The sequence below is a fragment of the Tahibacter caeni genome, assembly GCF_024609805.1.
Taxonomy (GTDB): Bacteria; Pseudomonadota; Gammaproteobacteria; order Xanthomonadales; family Rhodanobacteraceae; genus Tahibacter; species Tahibacter caeni.
This window is the reverse complement of record NZ_JANFVR010000448.1, coordinates 1-3,177: the sequence shown is the minus strand read 5'-3', so window position 1 is coordinate 3,177 and position 3,177 is coordinate 1. Positions and strand designations below refer to the sequence as shown.

Genomic DNA, 3,177 nt, shown 5'->3' with positions numbered 1-3,177 from the left:
TTGGCGGCGTTGGCCGCGAGCGCCGGTTTGTCGTGCAGCGGCTGGGCCAGCACGCGGCGCCCGGCGCGCGGCGTCGCGAGCCCGCCGAGGCCGCGGATCTGGTCGCCCTGGAAGAACTGCATGTGCGCGATGTCGTAGAGCTGGCCGCCGCCGGAGGCGGTGGTCTGCGCGCCGCCGGGCACGCGCAGGTTGAACGGCTGCTGCCGGTCGGCGCGGTCCCGCGTCGTCGCGTTGCGCACCACCAGCAGCGCGAGGCCGTTCGCACGCAGGTAGCGGCGGAACGCGTCGACGTCGACGTTCTCGGCCGTGAATGCTGCGAGCTCGGGCGCCTGCAGCTGCGCCGCGGTCGTCGGCGGTATCGGGCGCGCACGCACCTCGACCGGCGACAGCTCCCAGAGAGGACCGTCGTAGCTGACCGCGTAGTCCGGATCCCAGAAGCTCACGCTCTTGCTGATGCCGGGGGTCAGGTTCTCGGCGGCGACGTAGTAGCCGCCCGGGCCGAGCACGAGCCGCTTGAGGCGGAACTGGTAGCGCGGCTGCGGCGCCGTGCGCGTGCCGTCGTTGCCGGCCTGGCGCCATTGCGTCGCGTGCGCGGCGACGAGCTGGCCGTCGCTGAGCGGCAGCGGATTGCGGAAGCGGCCGCTGAAGTCGGCCGGCTGCGGCACCGGCGCGTAGTCCGGGCTGAAGTTCACGTTGACGCGCGGGTTCAGCCAGGTCGCGTGCATCAGCGCCGGATTCAGGCCGGGCGCGCCGTCGATGCGCAGCAGCTGGCCCGAGGCGTGCGTGTAGAACTCCGGTGCGTCGATGCCGTAGTAGCGTCCCGGCGTCGTCGGATCCTCGCGCATCTGCAGGAAATTGAGGATGCGGTCGCCGCTGCCGCTGAACGCGCTGAGCGCGGGATCGTCGAAGCTGCGGTCGAAGTAGTTGTGCAGCTCGTGGCGGCCGACGTGGTTCAGCGTTTCTTCCTCGCTGCCGTCCTGGTTCACCATCCACGGGAAGAAATGGTTGATGGTGTGTCCGGAGACGCCGGAACCCGGCACGGCTATGCGCGGTTCCGGAAACACTTCGCTGCGGTCGGCGGTCGCGACCGCGTTCGCCGCCTCGCCGGTCCAGTTGAACGTGCCGTAGTCGTTGTTCGCGCTGTCGTTCTGCTGGTCGCGCTGCAGATGGTCCCAGCGCGTGAACAGCAGGCGACCGTAGCTGTCGACGAACGGATGGAATGCGCCGGAGACCGACACCTGCAGCAGGTCGAGCCGGCCCGTCGCAGGCTGCAGGCGCCAGAGGCCCGTCGGCGTCGGCGTCGACTCGTACTCGTCGAGCTGCGGATACAAGTGCGCAGCGCCGTTGCGCGGACGGTCGCTAGCGAACACCAGGCTGCCGTCGCTGAGATAGGCCGGACTCACGTTGTTGCGGTTGACCGGCTGGTTGGCGACCTTGGTGATCGCAACCGTCTGGCCCTGGCCCAGGCCGGTGACTTCGTAGAGCTGCCAGTAGCTGTCGATGTACTGGTACTGCTGCGGCGGCGCGCCGGTGACCATGCTGAATACGGCTTTGCTGCCGTCCCAGGACACGGCCGGATCGCGCACGGCGATCGCGTTCGCGCCCTGCGCGCCGCTGTTGCCGTAGCCGGCCTCCTGGGTCAGGTTGCGCAGCGAGCCGTCGGGATAGCGGATGTACAGATCGCCGCCCCGGCCGGTCAGCGCGATGTCGCCACGGTGGTTGGCGAACACCGCGCCTATCGTCGCGAAGTCGTCGGGCACTGGGTACTGGGTCACGAACATTATGGGATTGGGCAGCTGCTGGGCGCTGGCCGCGCCGGCGGCGAACAGCAGGGCCGCAGCGAGCCCGGAAACGTGGTGCAGACGCATGGAAGTCCTCCTCCCGAGGCGATGCGCAGCCTTGCCGATGGCGGCGCGGTCTGCTGTGACGCATTGCGCGGCTGCGGCAGGCGCCGCGCCCGGTGCAGGGGCCATCCGACGGCCCACTCGGGAGACAAATGTCGCCGCGGGTGCAGACCGAACAGAGCCGGCTCAGCCGGCCGGCGGTTCGAGCACGTGCCGCAGCACGTCGCCGGCGGCAGCGGGCCGGCCGAGCGCGCGGGCGCTGTCGCGCAGGCGCGCGAGCCGCTGCGGCTGCGCGAGCAGCAGGCGCACGCGGTATTCGAGCGCGATCGCATCCACGGCCTTGAGGCCGGCGCCGTTCTCGAGCAGGTAGTCGCAGTTGCGTTCCTCCTGGCCCGGTATCGGCGCGAATGCGATCAGCGGCAGGCCCAGGGCCAGGCATTCCGACGTGGTCAGGCCGCCGGGTTTGCCGATCGCGAGGTCGGCGCAGCCCATCAGGCGCTCGATGGTGCCGGTATAGCCCTGCGGGAACAGCCGGTCCGGCTGCGCCGCAGCGAGGACCTTCAGGCGCTCGAGCATCGCGGCATTGCGGCCGGCCAGCGCGACGAGCTGGAAGTCGCCGGGGATGCGCAGCAGTCCGGCCGCGGCGTCGTCGAGCGCGCCGATGCCGGCGCCGCCGCCCATCAGCAGCAGTATCGGCCGCTGCGGATCGAGTCCGGCCGCCGCCGCGCAGGTGGCGCGGTCGGGAACCTCGGCGAAGGCCGGCATGATCGGAATGCCGGTCACGTGGATGCGTTCGGCGGCCAGTCCACGCGCGCGCATGCGGGCGGCGACCTCGTCGCTCGCGGCGAAATAGCCGGCTAGCTGCGGCACGACCCAGAGCGCGTGCAGGTCGAAGTCGGTGACCTGCACGTGCACCGGGCAGGTGAGGCGCCCGAGTCCCTGTTCGCGGGCCAGCAGTTCGGCCGGCAGGAAATGCGTACAGATCACCGCGTCGGGCGCGAAGCGCGCGATCGCATCGCGCAGGCGGCGCGTGTTCAGCCGTTCCACGGCGCGGCGCAGCCGCGCGAGCGCCGCGTCCGGCGGCGTCTCGTCGGTGATGCGGTAGAGCTGCGCCCAGAGCGACGGGAATTTGCCGACCAGACGCAAATAGAGATCCGTATACAAAGTTCGAAATGCACCCGGCGCGTAGTCCATGACGTCCAGGTGCAGCGCCTCGGCGCCGTAGCGCGCCTGCGCCGCGGCGCGCAACGCCTCGGCGGCGCGGCCGTGGCCGGCGCCGGCCGATACGCTGAGCAGCAGCAGGCGGCGCGGCTTCGCGGCGATCTCAGGCATC

At 71.1% G+C, this 3,177-nt stretch carries 2 protein-coding genes; both read right to left on the bottom strand.

The genetic code is table 11. The features are described 5' to 3' along the window. Positions 1-1,868 (bottom strand): hypothetical protein (locus NON22_RS22365; protein WP_257389205.1); only part of this gene is annotated, 1,868 nt, incomplete at its 3' end. 162 nt (positions 1,869-2,030) lie between these two features. After that, positions 2,031-3,177, bottom strand: a 1,147-nt coding sequence (locus tag NON22_RS22360; protein WP_257389204.1) for an MGDG synthase family glycosyltransferase, incomplete at its 5' end; no start/stop codon positions are given.